This is a genomic window from Microbacterium sp. SORGH_AS_0862 (genome assembly GCF_030818795.1).
In the GTDB taxonomy this organism is placed as follows: Bacteria; Actinomycetota; Actinomycetes; order Actinomycetales; family Microbacteriaceae; genus Microbacterium.
In genome coordinates this window covers 3,175,098-3,190,050 of the sequence record NZ_JAUTAY010000001.1, presented here as the reverse complement: position 1 = coordinate 3,190,050, position 14,953 = coordinate 3,175,098, and the positions used below count along the sequence as shown (strand labels likewise).

16 protein-coding genes and 1 pseudogene are annotated in these 14,953 nt (G+C 70.1%); 7 read left to right on the top strand and 10 right to left on the bottom strand.

The genetic code is table 11. The annotated features are described in order from the left end of the window. Positions 1-107 precede the first annotated feature (107 nt). A complete protein-coding gene (rplS, locus tag QE377_RS15675; protein ID WP_137417146.1) occupies positions 108-455 on the bottom strand; it encodes a 50S ribosomal protein L19 in 348 nt (115 codons plus the stop codon). A gap of 164 nt (positions 456-619) precedes the next feature. Next, positions 620-1,117 carry an MFS transporter permease gene (locus tag QE377_RS15670; protein WP_307325081.1) on the bottom strand — a complete coding sequence of 166 codons (498 nt, stop codon included), beginning with the start codon at positions 1,115-1,117 and terminating at the stop codon, positions 620-622. A 141-nt stretch (positions 1,118-1,258) separates the two neighbouring features. On the opposite strand from QE377_RS15670, the gene map reads away from it, so the two are divergent. Next, positions 1,259-2,041, top strand: coding sequence for a type I methionyl aminopeptidase (gene map, locus QE377_RS15665; RefSeq protein ID WP_307325079.1), 783 nt, complete (start codon positions 1,259-1,261; stop codon positions 2,039-2,041). Positions 2,042-2,048: 7 nt separating this feature from the next. Here map and trmD read toward each other — a convergent pair whose 3' ends face one another. The 4 genes and pseudogenes from trmD to rpsP form a co-directional block, all read right to left on the bottom strand. Further along, positions 2,049-2,738 (bottom strand): tRNA (guanosine(37)-N1)-methyltransferase TrmD, encoded by a 690-nt coding sequence (gene trmD, locus QE377_RS15660; RefSeq protein ID WP_307325076.1) that lies wholly within the window; start codon positions 2,736-2,738, stop codon positions 2,049-2,051. 1 nt (position 2,739) lies between these two features. Beyond that, entirely contained in the window at positions 2,740-3,369 is a 630-nt protein-coding gene (gene rimM, locus QE377_RS15655) for a ribosome maturation factor RimM (protein ID WP_307325074.1), read from the bottom strand. Beyond that, complete coding sequence (locus QE377_RS15650) at positions 3,369-3,599, bottom strand: RNA-binding protein (protein WP_137417151.1); 231 nt, start codon at positions 3,597-3,599, stop codon at positions 3,369-3,371. Before QE377_RS15650 ends, rimM begins: the two co-directional genes overlap by 1 nt. 5 nt (positions 3,600-3,604) lie before the next feature. Further along, positions 3,605-4,028: pseudogene (gene rpsP / locus QE377_RS15645) on the bottom strand (30S ribosomal protein S16). 181 nt (positions 4,029-4,209) lie between these two features. Here rpsP and QE377_RS15640 point away from each other — a divergent pair. Then, positions 4,210-5,370 carry a glutamate--cysteine ligase gene (locus QE377_RS15640; protein WP_307325070.1) on the top strand — a complete coding sequence of 387 codons (1,161 nt, stop codon included), beginning with the start codon at positions 4,210-4,212 and terminating at the stop codon, positions 5,368-5,370. A gap of 41 nt (positions 5,371-5,411) precedes the next feature. Continuing rightward, on the top strand, positions 5,412-6,143 hold the full coding sequence (locus QE377_RS15635) for an SGNH/GDSL hydrolase family protein (protein ID WP_307325068.1): 732 nt from the start codon (positions 5,412-5,414) through the stop codon (positions 6,141-6,143). 7 nt (positions 6,144-6,150) lie between these two features. On the opposite strand, the gene ffh is transcribed toward QE377_RS15635, so the two are convergent. Together ffh and QE377_RS15625 are read right to left on the bottom strand one after the other, a co-directional pair. Further along, on the bottom strand, positions 6,151-7,689 hold the full coding sequence (gene ffh / locus QE377_RS15630; protein ID WP_307325066.1) for a signal recognition particle protein: 1,539 nt from the start codon (positions 7,687-7,689) through the stop codon (positions 6,151-6,153). A gap of 12 nt (positions 7,690-7,701) precedes the next feature. Further along, positions 7,702-8,295, bottom strand: a complete 594-nt coding sequence (locus QE377_RS15625; RefSeq protein WP_307325063.1) for a TetR/AcrR family transcriptional regulator — start codon at positions 8,293-8,295, stop codon at positions 7,702-7,704. A gap of 250 nt (positions 8,296-8,545) precedes the next feature. On the opposite strand from QE377_RS15625, the gene QE377_RS15620 reads away from it, so the two are divergent. From QE377_RS15620 to QE377_RS15605, 4 genes are read left to right on the top strand one after another with little or no spacing between them, the layout of a single operon-like run. Then, entirely contained in the window at positions 8,546-10,186 is a 1,641-nt protein-coding gene (locus QE377_RS15620; protein ID WP_307325060.1) for an ABC transporter substrate-binding protein, read from the top strand. Positions 10,187-10,211: 25 nt separating this feature from the next. Beyond that, on the top strand, positions 10,212-11,180 hold the full coding sequence (locus QE377_RS15615; protein ID WP_307325058.1) for an ABC transporter permease: 969 nt from the start codon (positions 10,212-10,214) through the stop codon (positions 11,178-11,180). Further along, positions 11,177-12,028, top strand: coding sequence for an ABC transporter permease (locus tag QE377_RS15610; protein WP_307325055.1), 852 nt, complete (start codon positions 11,177-11,179; stop codon positions 12,026-12,028). The genes QE377_RS15615 and QE377_RS15610 overlap by 4 nt, the downstream gene beginning before the upstream one ends. Beyond that, on the top strand, positions 12,025-13,521 hold the full coding sequence (locus QE377_RS15605) for an ABC transporter ATP-binding protein (protein WP_307325052.1): 1,497 nt from the start codon (positions 12,025-12,027) through the stop codon (positions 13,519-13,521). Before QE377_RS15610 ends, QE377_RS15605 begins: the two co-directional genes overlap by 4 nt. 2 nt (positions 13,522-13,523) lie before the next feature. Here QE377_RS15605 and QE377_RS15600 read toward each other — a convergent pair whose 3' ends face one another. Together QE377_RS15600 and ftsY are read right to left on the bottom strand one after the other, a co-directional pair. Continuing rightward, entirely contained in the window at positions 13,524-14,024 is a 501-nt protein-coding gene (locus tag QE377_RS15600) for a DUF2004 domain-containing protein (RefSeq protein ID WP_307325050.1), read from the bottom strand. Between the two features lie 49 nt (positions 14,025-14,073). Further along, positions 14,074-14,946, bottom strand: a complete 873-nt coding sequence (gene ftsY, locus QE377_RS15595) for a signal recognition particle-docking protein FtsY (RefSeq protein ID WP_234075294.1) — start codon at positions 14,944-14,946, stop codon at positions 14,074-14,076. Positions 14,947-14,953 lie beyond the last annotated feature (7 nt).

Below are 14,953 nucleotides of genomic sequence, written 5' to 3'. Positions count from 1 at the left end.
AGATACAGGCGGCACGAGCCGCACTCTAGCGTCGCACATCCGGACGCGGCCGCGGACACGACGAAGCCCCGACGCCGGAGCGGTCGGGGCTTCGTGAAAGAACGCGATCAGCGGTCGCGCTTCTCCTTGATCTTCGCCTTCTTGCCGCGGAGGTTGCGGAGGTAGTACAGCTTCGCGCGACGCACGTCACCGCGCGTCACGACCTCGATCTTGTCGATGATCGGCGAGTGCACCGGGAAGATGCGCTCGACGCCGACCTGGAAGCTGATCTTGCGGACGTTGAAGGTCTCGCGCACGCCGTCGCCCTGGCGGCCGATGACGACGCCCTGGAAGACCTGGATGCGCGAGCGGTTGCCCTCGGTGATGTTGACGTGCACCTTGACGGTGTCGCCGGGACCGAAGTCCGGGATGTCGGAGCGGAGCGAAGCCGCATCGACGGCGTCGAGGATCTGCATGAGTGATCTCTTCCTGCAACCGCCACAGGTCGGCTGCGAAACTGGTGTTTACGAAAGTTGGAGCGGTGCCCGCACCGCGCGGGATGCGCGGCTGTCTCCCCTGAGGCAGAGACCGGTCAGGGCACAAACAACTATTCTGCCATGCTCCGCTGCCGGCGCCAACTTCAGGCGTCGCGGTGCAGCGTCTCCTCGACCACGATGACCTCGTGCGCCGGAGCGGATGCGGCCGGTGCGGGCTTCGTCGGCGGGATGTAGGCGGTGCCGTCGCTCGTGTGCAGCACCGCCGCGCGCGGGCGCGCCTCGCGCCACAGCTGCCAGAGCTGCAGCCAGATGTTCGCGACACCCACCAGGACCGTGAGCACCATGATGGGCGCCCACCACTGCTGCACGAAGAGGCCGAGCACGATCGTCAACGCATGCCAGAGGCCGTAGCCGGCCACATCCCACCAGGACAGCGCTCGCTCGGCGCGGGCTGTCGGTCGCAGACGCGTGAACAGCGTCAGCAGGAGTTGGCCGAAGAACACCGAGGGGATGGCGATGAACAACACCCACAGCAGGGCCCAACCGCCCGCGCCCGTCACCGTCCAGCCGACGAAGAGCCAGAGCGGCAGCAGAAAGGCGGACGGCAGAAGCCAGTGGAAGCCGGCACGACGAAGCCACATGTCTGCATCGTACGCGGCCGCTCGGGACGAGCGCCGGGCGTGACCGACACTCGGGGCAGACGCCCAGCGGGGCAGGACGGTCGCGCCCACGACACACGTCCGGCGGCCGGGAGAGAATGGAGACGAGAACGAAGGAGCACCATGATCGAACTGCGCACGCCGGCTGAGATCGAGCAGATGAGACCGGCCGGACGCTTCGTCGCCGAAGTGCTGGCGACGCTTCGGGACGACACGAAGGTCGGCACGAATCTGCTGACGCTCGATCGCAAGGCGCACGACATGATCCGCAAGGCGGGCGCCGAGTCCTGCTACATCGATTACCACCCGTCCTTCGGAGCGAGCCCCTTCGGCAAGGTGATCTGCACCTCGATCAACGATGCCGTCCTGCACGGGCTCCCCTTCGACTACACGCTGCGCGACGGGGACCTCGTCTCGCTCGACTTCGCGGCATCCGTCGACGGCTGGGTCGCGGACTCCGCGGTCTCCTTCGTGGTCGGAGTCCCTCGCGACGAGGATCTGCGTCTGATCGAGACCACACGCGTCGCCTTGGATGCGGCGATCCAGGCGGCGACGGTCGGCAACCGCGTCGGCGACGTCTCGGCCGCGATCGCGGCCGTCTCGCACGGCGCCGGGTACTCCATCAACACCGATTTCGGCGGTCATGGCGTGGGCCGCGTGATGCACGGTGATCCGCACGTGCCGAACGACGGAAAGGCCGGCCGCGGCTATCCGCTTCGCGAAGGACTCGTGGTCGCGCTCGAGCCATGGCTGCTGGAGACGACCGATCGGCTCGTGACGGACCCGGACGGCTGGACGCTGCGCAGCGCAGACGGGTCCCGCGGGGCGCACACCGAGCACACCGTGGCCGTCACAGCCGACGGCCCCGTCGTCTTGACCGACCGCGGGTTCCTCGGCGTCGACTGATCCCGGCTCAGTCGGCGAGCAGGTCGGGACGCCGCTCACGCGTGCGTTCCACCTGCTGCTCACGGCGCCACTCGGCCACGCGGCCGTGATGTCCGCTCAGGAGCACATCGGGGACGACCAGACCGCGCCAATCGGAGGGCTTCGTATACGAGGGGTACTCCAGCAGACCGTCCTCGTGCGACTCCTCGACGAGGCTCTCGGGGTTGCCGACGACACCGGGAACGAGACGTCCGACGGCCTCGATCATCGCCATCGCCGCGACCTCGCCGCCGTTGAGCACGTAGTCACCGAGGCTGGCGAGTCGCACCTCGCCGAGCGTGGCCGCGTAGCGGAAGACGCGTTCGTCGATGCCCTCGTACCGGCCGCAGCCGAAGACGAGGTGGTCGCGACCGCTCCACTCACGGGCCGTCCCCTGCACGAACCGCTCTCCCGCCGGCGACGGGAAGACGAACGTCGGCGCAGACGTCGCCTCCTGTGCGATCGCGTCGAGCGCGAGACCCCAGGGTTCCGGCTTCATGACCATGCCCGCTCCCCCGCCGTACGGGGTGTCGTCGACCGTGCGATGCCGGTCGGTCGTGAAGTCGCGAAGGTTGTGGACCCGGACATCGAGGAGCCCGTTGCCACGGGCCTTGCCGAGGAGGGAGACCTCGAGAACGTCGAAGAACTCGGGGAAGATCGTGATGACGTCGATGCGCACGTCAGTCCTCGCGGGTCGCGGCCGTTTCGTCGTCAGGGGCGGGGTCGTCGTCGGCGGGAAGCTCCTCGAAGAGCCCGGCGGGCGGCGTCACGACCACGCGGCCCGCGGTGGGGTCGACCTCGGGCACGATCGCCTTGACGAACGGCACCAGCACTTCGCTCTCGCCCACGGCGACCGCGAGCAGATCCTGCGCAGGAAGATGGTCGACACGGGCGATCCGCCCCACGACGACACCGTCGCGGACGACGTCGAGGCCGACGAGCTGGTGGTCGAACCAGGCGTCCTCTTCGTCGGGTGTGCTCTGCTCGTCCTGGTCGATCCAGAGGATGGCGCGCACGAGAGATTCGGCCGCGTCACGGTCGTCGACGCCCTCGAAGAATGCCACCGGGTGCGTGTTCATCCAGCGGAACTCACGCACGGTGACGGTCTTGCCGAACCACGGCGACGAATCGGGGACCTGGAGGGTGAACTCCGCCCCGGGGACGAACCGACCGTCCGGGTCGTCCGTGTACAGCTCGAGTTTCAGCGCGCCCTTGAGACCATGGGCCTTGACGAGGCGGCCGACACGAAGCTGGGTCTTGCCGGGGCGCGGCGCGGACGCGCGCGCTCCGTCGGCGGATGCGGCCGCCATCAGTCGTCGGCGACGTCGACGCGCACGCGGCTGCCGTCGGCGAGGGCGGTGACCACGGTCCGCAGAGATTTGGCGGTGCGACCGCCGCGCCCGATCACGCGACCCCGGTCATCGGGGTGGACGTGCACCTCGAGCACGTCGCCGCGCGGCGACGTGGACGAGACGATGCGCACGGCGTCGGGGTTGTCGACGATCCCCTTGACGACGTGTTCGAGCGCGGCAGCCAGCACGATGATTACGCCTCGGTGCTCTCAGCAGCCTCGTCGGCGGCCTCGGCCTCGACGGGAGCGGGCTCCTCGGCCTTCTTCTCGGCCTTGGGCTTGATGACCGACTTCTTGGCCGCGTCGACCTCGAAGGGAGCCTTGCCCTCTGCGTACTTGACGGTGCTCACGGCGTCCTTGTCGCCCTTGAAGCGACCCCAGTCGCCCGTGAGCTTGAGGATGGCGAGGACCTGCTCGGTCGGCTGCGCGCCGACGCCGAGCCAGTACTGGGCCCGCTCGGAGTCGACCTTGATGACCGAGGGCTCCTCGGTGGGGTGGTACTGACCGATCTCCTCGATCACGCGACCGTCGCGCTTGGTGCGCGAGTCGGCGACGACGATGCGGTAGTAGGGCGCACGGATCTTGCCGAGACGCCTTGAGACGGATCTTGACAGCCACGATTCTCCTGAATGTGTGGAAGGTGGTCGAACTGGTCGCCTGGAGCGTGGGGTGCACACCCGGCGGAAGCTCTGTGGTTCGGACCCGGCCGGATAGAGGGTCGGGCGGGGTCCAGCTGTCTATTTTGCCAGATGATGACGCGGCTCGCGAACCAGCGCCCGCCGCGTGTCAGACTGAGCCGGTGACCGTCCCCTTCGCCCCGTCGCGCCGCTCGACCGTCGGACTCGAGTGGGAGCTGATGCTCGCGGACGGGAGCACCGGTGATCTCGTCCCCCGCGGGCCCGAGATCATCGATGAGCTCGAGGAGTCGGTCGCCCCAGAGCGGTTCGCGGTCACCGGTGAGCTTCTGACGAACACGATCGAGGTCACCAGCGGCGTCGGCGACACGGTCGAGGCGGCCGTCGACGACATCGCGGATGCGATCGCGGCCGTGCGCACCGCAACGGATCCGCGCGGCGTCGAGCTCCTCTGCGCAGGAAGCCATCCCTTCGCGCAGTGGTACGACCAGGAGGTCACCGACAAGACCCGCTACCACTCCCTCATCGAGCGCACCCAGTGGTGGGGGCGGAACATGATGATCTGGGGGATCCACGTGCACGTCGGCGTCGACGACGTCTCGAAGGTCTTCCCCATCATCAACGCTCTGTCCACCTACTTGCCGCACCTGCAGGCGCTCTCCGCATCCAGTCCGTTCTGGGCGGGCGAGCGCACCGGATACGCGTCCAACCGCGCCCTCGTCTTCCAGCAGCTGCCGACGGCGGGTCTGCCGTGGGGGCTCGGCGACTGGGCGGAGTACGAGTCCTACCTCGACGACATGGTGCGCACGGAGGTCATGGCGGACGCCACCGAGGTGCGCTGGGACATCCGTCCCGCTCCGCGGTGGGGCACGATCGAGGTGCGCGCGTGCGACGGGATGTCGACCCTGCCCGAGCTCGCCGCGGTCGCCGCCCTCACGCAGACGCTCGTCGAGGACTTCTCCCGCCGGCTCGACGCCGGCGAGGAGCTGCCCACGCTGCAGCCGTGGTTCGTACGAGAGAACAAGTGGCGCGCCGCGCGGTACGGACTGGATGCACGGGTCATCGTCGATCGAGACGGACGTCAGGAGAGCGTCGTCGAGCATCTGGAGGCCACGCTCGAGCGTGTGCGCGACATCGCCGTCGAGCTCAAGTGCGCCGAGGAGCTCGAGGGCGTGCGCGCCACGCTCGCGCAAGGCGCCAGCTACGCGCGCCAGCTCGCGGTGGCGGATGCGTCGGGCGGCGACCTGCGCCAGGTGGTGCAGCACCTCATCCGCGAGTTCCGCGCCGGCCCCGAGCGCCGCGCACCGCTGGCCGCCCGAGGCTGAACCTGTACCGCACTCATAAACTCGCTGCCTACCGTGGTCCCGTGATCGCCCGCCGCCACTATCGGCTCCACGTGACCGCCTGGGCCGCTGTCGGCGCGGCGGCGCTGACGATGACCGGGTGCGCCGCCGCGCCGCCGCCCCGGCTGAACAGCGCTCGGAATACCGCGTCGCCCGCCCCCTCGGCAGCGCCGACGCGGACGCCGACCGTCGCCTCAGACGCCGTCATCGTCACGATCGGCGACTCGATCATGTCGGGATACGGCCTCGACCCCGACGAGGCGTGGCCCGTGCTGCTGGGCGAGCAGACGCACCTCGACATCGTCAACCTCTCCTGCGGGGGCGCGGGTTTCGTCGTCGACGGCGACTGCGGGACGAACTTCTCCGCGCTCGCGCAGGAGGCCATCGACCTCAAACCCGCGATGGTCATCCTGCAGTCGTCGGACAATGACGCGGATGAAGACGTCGACGACATCGACTCCGCCACCCGCGCGACCGTCGAGGAGCTGCACGAGGCACTCCCCTCGACGCGGATCGTCGGGCTGAGCACGCTGTGGAACCGGCCGTGGGAGGCGCCGCAGTCGATCGCGTGGAGCTCCGATGCCCTCCGCGCGGCGGTGCAGGCGGCCGACGGCACCTTCGTCTGGCTGGGGCAGCCGCTGCAGGAGAACCCCGAGCTGCTGCAGTGGGACAGCGAGCATCCGACCGCCGAGGGGCAGGAGTACCTCGCCCGTCACGTGCGCGCAGTGCTCGCGCACGCGGGCATCGTGCTCTGAGGCGGGCTCAGCCGCGACCCAGAAGCTTCTGCAGCTCGGCGAGATCGGCCTCGCTCGGCGCCTTTCCGCCGCCCAGGCCGAAGCCCGAACCGGTCGGCTCCGCTGCCGGGAGTCCCGCGTTCTCGGCGGCGCGCTTGGCGGGGTTGCCCGACCGCGAACCCTTCGCCTTCTGCTGCTTGCCGCGCTTGGCGGACGCACCCGGCCGACCCATCGATCCGACACCGGGCATGCTGGGCACACCACCGCGAGCGACCGTCTTCATCATCTTGGCAGCCTGGTCGAAGCGCTGCACGAGCTGGTTCACATCGGTGACCGTCATGCCCGATCCGCGCGCGATACGCAGGCGTCGCGAGCCGTTGAGAAGCTTGGGGTTGCGGCGCTCGGCCGGGGTCATCGAGCGGATGATCGCCTCGGTGCGATCGATCTCGCGTTCGTCGAAGTTGTCGAGCTGCTGCTTCATCTGGCCCATGCCCGGGAGCATCCCGAGCATCTTCTTCATCGAGCCCATCTTCTTCATCTGCTGCAGCTGCTCGAGGAAGTCCTCGAGGGTGAACTGCTCCTTCGCCAGCTTCTCGGCGACCTTCATCGCCTCGGCCTCGTCGAAGGTCTGCTGCGCCTGCTCGATCAGGGTGAGGATGTCGCCGAGATCGAGGATGCGGCTCGCCATGCGGTCCGGGTGGAAGGGCTCGAGGTCCTCGAGACCCTCGCCGGTGGAGGCGTAGATGATGGGGCGGCCCGTGACCGAGGCCACGGACAGGGCGGCACCGCCGCGGGCGTCGCCGTCGAGCTTCGAGAGGACGACACCGGTGAAGTCCACGCCCTCCTGGAAAGCGGTCGCGGTGTTGACCGCATCCTGACCGATCATCGCGTCGATGACGAAGAGGACCTCGTCGGGGTCCGTCGCCGTGCGGATGTCGGCGGCCTGCTTCATGAGCTCGGCGTCGACGCCCAGGCGTCCAGCCGTGTCGATGATGACCGTGTCGTGCTGGTGACGGCGCGCATACTCGACGCCGTCGCGCGCGACCCGCACCGGGTCGCCGACGCCGTTGCCCGGCTCGGGGGCGTAGATCGCCGCTCCCGCACGCTCGGCGACGACCTGCAGCTGGTTCACGGCGTTCGGGCGCTGGAGGTCAGCCGCGATGAGGAGCGGCGTGTGCCCGTCCTTCTCCAGAAGACGCGCCAGCTTGCCCGCAAAGGTGGTCTTTCCGGAGCCCTGCAGACCCGCGAGCATGATCACGGTGGGCGGCGTCTTGGCGAACTGCAGACGACGCTGCTCGCCACCCAGGATCGCGACGAGCTCCTCGTTGACGATCTGCACCACCTGCTGCGCCGGGTTCAGCGCGCGATTGACCTCGTCGCCGAGCGCCCGCTCGCGGACCTTTCCGGTGAACTCCTTCACCACGGCCAACGCGACGTCGGCATCGAGCAGGGCGCGACGGATCTCGCGCACCGTGCCGTCGACGTCGGCGGGGCTGAGCTTTCCCTTCGTGCGCAGATTGCGGAAGGTCTCAGTGAGCCGGTCGGAGAGGGTGCCGAAAGTCGCCATGATGCGTCGATTTTACGCGAGCGCGGCAGCGGTTGAGTCGCCGGACGCTCCGAAGCGTTCGCACAGCGACAGCGCGTGCTGCAGCAGTCCCTCCAGAGACACCGATGAGGCCCCGCGCTCCGCCCACATCCAGACCGCACCCAGGACCCCCGCCCCGTAGGCGGCGGCGCGGATCTGTGCGAGCAGAGCGTCGCCCGTCGCGTCCGTGAGACGGCGGGCGATCTCACGCTGGAGCAGCGCCAGGCGTTCGGCGCGCTGCCTCTCGAGCTCTTCGCCGAGCCCCATGGCGTCGGCGTTGGTGATCGCGAGCGCCAGCGTGTCGGGCGCGAGGTCGCGTCCGATGCCGGCGAGAGCGTCGGCGACGGGTTCCCCCGCAGCCATGGCGGAGAAGGCCGCTGCCAGCCGGGCATCGAAACCCGACCAGAGCACGTCGCTCTTCGCGCGGAAGTAGTTGAAGAAACTGGCACGCGCGACGCCGGCGCGGCGGGTGATGTCGCCGATCGAGGTCCCGTCGTAGCCCTGTTCGAAGAACAGCTCGCACGCGGCCTCGGCGATCGTCTCGCGCGAGCTCGCTCGAGGTCGTCCCATGCGCGGCGCGTCGGTCACCCGTGCAGCATAGCCAGCGTCCGGCTGCGGCGACCGCGGCCGCATCCCTCCGCAGGAGAACTCCCCCGAACAGGACCGTTCCGCCCGAGTCGCCTGAACCGTGGCGATCTCCTGCACAGCGTGCGGCCGATACCCGGGCCGGGCATGCGGCGGAGCGGAACCCGAGAACCGCGGTAGGCTGCATTCTTGGACCGGTTACAGCAAGTCCGTCCGCACTCATCCGTGCGTCCCACCTCGCCGAAGGTTCCCCATGATCTCTGCATCTCTCCGCTCTCGTCGCGCCGTCAGCGCGGCCGCGGGCCTGGTCGCCGCCCTCGCCCTCACTGCGTGCGCGGCGGGCGGCACCGCTGACACACCGCGCGACGGCGGAACCCTGGTCTACGCGACCGGCGACGCCGAGCCGACGTGCCTCGACCCCCACGTCGGCGGCAACTACCCCCAGGCGCTCATCTCGACGCAGTACCTGGAGCCGCTCGTCGGCCGCGAGGCCGACGGCACGATCACGCCGTGGCTCGCCCAGTCGTGGCAGGTCAGCGACGACGGTCTGACGTGGGACTTCACACTCCGCGACGGGCTGACCTTCACCGACGGGACGCCCGTCGACGCGGCCGCGGTCAAGACCAACATCGAGCACCTGAAGGACCCCGACACGGCGTCCAGCACGGGCTATCTCGCGGTCGCCAAGGTCACCGAGGTGGAGGTCGTGGACGCGACGCACGCCCGCTTCCATCTGTCCGCCCCCGACTCCGCGCTGCTGGAGTCGCTCAGCCAGCAGTGGACCGCGATCGAATCCCCCGCCGGGATCGCCCGTGGCCAGGAGGAGAACTGCAAGGCCCCGATCGGCACGGGCCCCTTCGTCGTCGACTCCTGGACGCCGCAGGAATCGGTGCACCTCGTGCGCAACGAGGACTACGCCTCCCCCGGCCCCGAGGCCCAGCACGACGGCCCCGCCTACCTCGACGCGATCGAGTGGCGCTTCATCCCGGACGCGGCGACGCGGCAGGCCGCCCTGCTGTCAGGCGAGGTGCAGGTCATCGACAACCCGCAGCCGGACGCGATCGTCGCGGCGGAGAACTCCACCGACACGACCCACATCGACGCACCCCGCCCCGGGTCCGTGAACCGCATCGAGCTCAACACCGGCCAGGTACCGTTCGACGACATCCGCGTCCGCGAGGCCTTCGCCCGGGCCGCGGATCCGGATCCCGGCATCGCAGCCCTCTACCAGGGCACGGTCACGCGCTCCTACTCGCCGCTCGCGAGCACGGAGCCGGTCGCCATCGGCGACGAGTCGCTGTTCACGACCGACACCGCGCGCGCAGAAGAGCTGCTCGACGAGGCCGGCTGGACCGCACGGGATGCGGACGGTGTCCGCATGAAGGACGGGGCCCGTCTCAGCGTGCGATTCCCCGTCAGCACCAATCAGTCGGTGGCGGCGGAGCAGTCGCTCTTCGAGCAGATCCAGGCGAATGCCGGCGCGGTCGGCTTCGACGTCCAGATCACGCCGATGGACCTGTCGGGCTGGTACGCCGCGCTCGGCAAGAAGGAGTACGAGGCGGTCAGTGCGCCGTACACGAAGGTCGGACCCGACGTCCTGCGCATCCTGTACGACTCCGACGGCATCATTCCCGCGCCGAGCGGCTACTTCGCCAACCACGCGCAGCTGTCCGACCCGGAGCTGGACGCGCTGCTCGATCAGGCATCGGCCGCATCAGATGAGCAGCAGCGTGCCGACCTGTACGCCCAGGCGCAGCACATCGTCCTCGACAGCTACGCCATCCTCCCCCTCTACGACCAGCAGAACCACTTCCTGGTGCGCGGGGCGAGCGGGGTCACGACGCTGGGCACGGTGGCGACGCCGACCTTCATCGACGCGCGCCTGAACGGCTGATCGCTCGGTGCAGGTGCTTCGCTGCGTGGCGGCGCGCGTCGGATCGGCGCTGCTGGTGGTGTGGCTCGTCGCCACGGTGGTGTTCTTCGCGCTGCGCGCCTCCGGCGACCCCCTCGAGGCGATCCTCGGTGGGCCGGGCTCCCAGGCCGGGCCGGAGACGGTGGAGTCGGCGACCCGCACGTACGCGCTCGACCAGCCGCTGATCGTGCAGTACCTGCTGCAGCTGGGCCGCATCGCGACCTTTCAGCTGGGCGACTCCTACGCGAGGAAGCAGCCCGTCGCCGAGCTCATCGCCGCACAGCTGCCCTCGACGCTCCTGCTCGCGACCCTCGCCCTGGTGGTCGCGTGGCTGCTGGCGCTGATGGGGGCGGCCATCGTCACGGTGGTGCGCGGCCGGGCGGCGCGGGTCGTGTCCACGGTTCTGCGCTCCGTCGAGACGGTGGCCACGGTGATGCCCCAGTTCTGGCTCGGCGCGGTGCTGATCTTGCTGTTCGCAGCGACGTGGCGCGTGCTGCCCGCCACGAGCGTCGGCGCCGATCCCGCGGGCCTCGTGCTCCCCGTGATCACACTCGCCGTACCGATCGCCGGCTTCCTCGCGCAGGTCATGCGCGATTCCCTCGCCCTCGCCGACGCCGCGCCCTTCGCGATGACGGCTCGCAGCCGAGGCGCATCCGAGGTACGGGTGCTGCTGCGGCACACGCTGCGACACGCCGCGCTCCCCGCGCTGGCGCTCTCCGGCTGGGCCTACGGCAGCCTGCTGTCCGGCGCCGTGGTCGTCGAGGCCCTCTTCGCACGCCCCGGTCTCGGGCGCCTGCTCATCGACGCGGCCACCGCCCGCGACGTCCCGCTCGTGATCGGCGCCGTCGTCGTGGTCGCCCTGATCTACGTCGTCGTGGTCGTGCTGACGGATGCGGCGGAGCTTCTCGTCGATCCCCGTCTGCGTGGCCGCCGCCCACGGTCGCTGCGCGTCCCGACCGTGGCGGTCGGTGCATGAGCGCCACGACCTCGACACGCGTACGGCCGGGAGCCGTGAGAGCGTTCGCTGCCGCATGGGGCGCGGCAGGCGTGGCGGCGCTGATCGGCCTCGGCGTGCTGCTCGTGGCGATCGTCTGGCCGGGTCTCCTGGCTCCGGGAGACCCGCTCGCGATCGCCCCCGCCGACGCATTCCGTCCGCCGAGTCCTGCCCACCTGTTCGGGACGGACGAGTCGGGGCGCGATCTGTACACGCGCGTCGTGCACGGTGCCGCCGCATCCGCCGGCGTCGGCGCCGCCGCGACCGCCATCGGCGTGGGAGCCGGCCTCGTGCTGGGCTTCACCGCAGGCCTCGGACCGCGGTGGCTGGATGCGGCGCTGTCGCGGATCATCGAGGTGCTCTTCGCCCTCCCGACGCTCGTCATGGCCCTCCTACTCGTGGCTGTGGCGGGCCCGGGGACGACGGCGTCGGTGGTGGCGATCGGGCTCGCGACGACACCGGGCTACGCGCGGATGCTGCGCACGCAGGTGCGGCAGGTCGCGCGCAGCGGATACGTCGAGTACGCCCGCCTCGAGCATGTCGGGCCGGTCCGCATCCTCCTCCGGCACATCGCACCCAATGCGCTCTGGCCCCTCGTGTCCGTCGCGACCCTCGGTGTCGGCCAGGCGATCGTGTGGGTGTCCGCCCTCAGCTTCCTGGGACTCGGAGCGCTTCCGCCCTCGCCCGAGTGGGGAGCGATGCTCAACGCCGGGCGCGTCTACATCGGCAGCGCCTGGTGGCTGACGGTCTTCCCCGGGCTCGCGATCGTCGCCACGGCCGCCGTGCTGACCGCGGTGGGGCGACGTCTGGCGAGCGGGGTACGCACATGAGCGGTCTGCACGTGAAGGGACTGCGGGTCGCCCTTCCGGGCACCGGCAGCGTCCTGCAGGGCATCGACCTCGACGTCGCGCCGGGCGAGATCGTCGCCGTCGTCGGCTCCTCCGGCGCAGGCAAGTCCGTGCTGGCGCGCACGCTCCTGGGCTTCACTCAGGAGCAGAGCGGGGCCTCGGTCGCCGCGGCGCACTTCGAGGTCGCGGGGCGCGATGTGAGGCTCGCGGGACGGCGCGACTGGCGACGGATGCGGGGGCGCGACATCGCGCTCGTGCTGCAGGACGCCCTCCAGTCCCTCGACCCGCTCCGGACGATCGAGGCGGAGGTCGGCGAGACGCTCGCGCTGCGCCGCGTTCCCCGAGCCCTCCGACGCGAGCGCGTCGTGCAGGCTCTCACGGACGCCGGACTGCCGGAGCCGGAGAGGCTGTTGGCGCGTCGGGCGGGCGAGCTGTCGGGCGGGATGCGGCAGCGCGCGCTCATCGCCTCCGCGCTGGTGGGCGGCGCGAACATCCTCATCGCCGACGAGCCCACCACCGCCCTGGACGCCACCGTGGCGGTGCACGTGCTGGATCTGCTCGCCCGCATCCGCGACCAGGGTCGGGCCGTCCTTCTGATCAGCCATGACCTCGCAGCCGTCGCCCGCGTCGCCGACAGGGTGGCCGTTCTCGAGCACGGCGTCGTGGTGGAGACGGGTCCGACGTCGCAGGTGCTCTCCGCGCCGCGCCACGTGGCCACTCGCACGCTGCTCGCCGCGACGCCACGCGGGCCGAAGTGGGTGCCCGCGCAGCCGGCGGGCCGCGTGCTTCTGAGTGCGGAGGGCCTCGGCCGTGCCTATCGCTCGGTCACCGCCCTCGCGGACGTCGACCTCCGGATCCGCGCGGGCGAGGTGGTCGGCGTGGTCGGTGCGTCCGGGTCGGGAAAGACGACCCTGGCCCGGCTGCTGGTGGGCGCCGAGCGTCCGGACACCGGCACCATCGCGCTCGGAACCCCCGCACCCCGCATCCGCCTCGTTCCGCAGGACCCCGCGGGCAGCTTCGATCCTCGGTGGAACGTGGAACGCATCCTGACGGCCTCGTCCGCCCCGTCCTCGCCCGCTCCTCGTGCGCTCCTCGAGCTGGTGGAGCTGGATCCCGGGCTCCTGCGTCGACGTCCGGCGACGCTCTCCGGCGGACAGCGTCAGCGGGTCGCCATCGCGCGCGCCCTCGCCGCCTCACCTGACGTTCTGGTGTGCGACGAGCCCGTGTCGGCACTGGACGTCGCGACGCAGGCCGGCATCCTCGAGCTCATCCTGTCCCTGCCGGCGACGACCGGGACCGCCGTCGTCTTCATCTCGCACGACCTCGCGGTCGTCCGGCGCGTGAGCGATCGCGTGCTCGTGATGAGCGGCGGTCGCGTCGTCGAGGAAGGCCCGACGGAAGCGGTCTTCACCGCCGCACGGCACCCCTTCACACGCGAGCTGATCGCTGCGGCGTCCACTGCGCCGCGGGAGTGAGCTCAGTCGGCGCTCGTGACCGAGATCACCGCGCCGTCCGAGTCGAGGTTTACCAGCAGCACATCCTCGGTCGCGTCGGCGTCCAGCGCGTACTCCAGGACGGCGAACGGATCCGAACCGCCGTGCTCGTCGGCGAGGATCGTCATGCTGGTCAGTTGGAGCGACCGGATGACGTCGACGTGCACGTCGCCGGAGATGTCGACGAGGAGATCGGTGATGTCGTCGCCGAAGGTGTCCTGCTGCTGCAGGATGTACTCCGTCACCTCGCTGGTGCGGTCGTCGAGTTCGCCGATCATGGCGTTGCGCGCCAGCAGGTCGAGCTGCTCCAGCGAGGAGATCAGTGAGGCGGCGACGTCCAGCGCCGCGACGGATACGTCCTCCTGGTCGGGGGCGGTCAGATCGACCGTCACGCTCTGGTCGCCGAACTCGACGTTCTCGGACCAGAAGATGGACCCGTCCGGTCCGGATTCCAGAAGTCCGAAGAAGTCGTGCTCGATCGCCATGAGTCAATGAAACCAGCCAGGCCCGCCAGGCGGTAGTCCGGCGCGCGGCTCAGGAGACGAGCTGCTCCACGAAGACGTGGGGCGTGAATCCGGTCAGGTCGCCGATGCCCTCTCCTTGCCCCAGCAGTTTGACCGGGATGCCGGTGCGCTCCTGCACGGCCAGGACGAATCCGCCCTTGGCCGAGCCGTCGAGCTTGGTGAGCACCAGCCCGGTGACGCCTGCCTGCTCGAGGAACGCCTCGGCCTGCATCAGACCGTTCTGACCGGTCGTCGCATCGAGCACGAGCAGCACCTCGCTGATCGGCGCCTGCTTCTCGATCACGCGCTTGATCTTGCCGAGCTCGTCCATGAGCCCACCCTTGGTGTGCAGGCGTCCGGCGGTGTCGACGAGGACGATCTCGGTACCCGTCTCGATCGCGTGGGCCACGGTCTGGAAGGCGACGGATGCCGGATCCTGCCCCTCCTGCTGCGGGCGGACGATCGACGCTCCCCCGCGCTCCGCCCAGGTCGCCAGCTGGTCGACGGCGGCGGCCCGGAAGGTGTCGGCGGCACCCACCACGACGGAGCGGTCGTAACGGCGCAGGAAGTTCGCGAACTTGCCGATCGTGGTCGTCTTGCCGACGCCGTTGACACCGACCACGAGGACGACGGCCGGGCGCTCGGTGAGGCGGAGCGTGGAGTCGAACTTCGCGAAGTGCTCCTCCAGGGTCTCGCGCAGCATCCGCTGGAGATCCTTCGGGTCGGTGGTGCGGTACCGATCGACCTTCTCGCGCAGCTCGTCGATGAGACGCTCGGTCACGTCGGGGCCGAAGTCGGCCGTGAGCAGAGCCGTCTCGAGGTCCTCCCACGTGCTCTCGTCGATGACGGGCTTGACGAACATCCCTCGCAGGGCACGCCCCAGCGACCACGATCTCTCGGCCATGTCTCCA